Here is a 594-nt window from a genome sequence, read left to right as displayed (position 1 = left end):
GTGCTGTGCGCCGTGGTGATCCTCGGGCAGAACTACCAGGCGTTCATCGGCGACATGGACCTGATGGCCGCGCTGACCGCCTACATCGGCCTGCCGCTGTTCCTGGCCCTGTGGCTGGGCCACCGCCTGGTGACGGGCTCGAGGATGGTCCGCTACGAGGACGCCGACCTCACCCGCGTCCGCGACTGACCAGCACTCCCCGCGCCGAGCCCCCCAGACCCCGGGCGGCCTTTTCGCCGAGTCCCCCATGATGTCGCAGTTCCCCCCGCTTGATCGGGGGGAACTGCGACATCATGGGGGACTCGGCGTTTCGGGCCGCGAGCTGAGCGTTCAGGCCACCGAGCGGTAGCGGGTGACCACCACGTCCACGAGCTCGGGCGGGACCTCCCCCTCGGGCACGGCCAGCGGCTCGGTGTCCACGTCCGCGCCGGCCTTCCGCGAGAGATCCAGGAAGTAGCCGGGGGCCAGCAGGTAGTTGGCGACGACGACGCGGCCCTTCGCTGCCAGGCCGGTCCTGGCGTCGGCCACCGCCTCGGCCACGCGGGGGCGCGCGGCGGCCAGGTAGGACACGGTCACGGGCCGGGACAGCTCCTC

At 72.2% G+C, this 594-nt stretch carries 2 pseudogenes; one reads left to right on the top strand and one right to left on the bottom strand.

Annotated features, from left to right (window positions below):
- Positions 1-189: pseudogene (locus RCG67_RS17095) on the top strand (amino acid permease); the annotation flags it as partial.
- 141 nt (positions 190-330) lie between these two features.
- Here the strand turns inward: RCG67_RS17095 and RCG67_RS17090 are convergent.
- Positions 331-594: pseudogene (locus tag RCG67_RS17090) on the bottom strand (cobalamin biosynthesis protein CbiX); the annotation flags it as partial.

Source organism: Kocuria cellulosilytica (genome assembly GCF_040981245.1).
In the GTDB taxonomy this organism is placed as follows: Bacteria; Actinomycetota; Actinomycetes; order Actinomycetales; family Micrococcaceae; genus Kocuria; species Kocuria cellulosilytica.
This window is presented reverse-complemented; position numbering and strand designations above follow the sequence as displayed.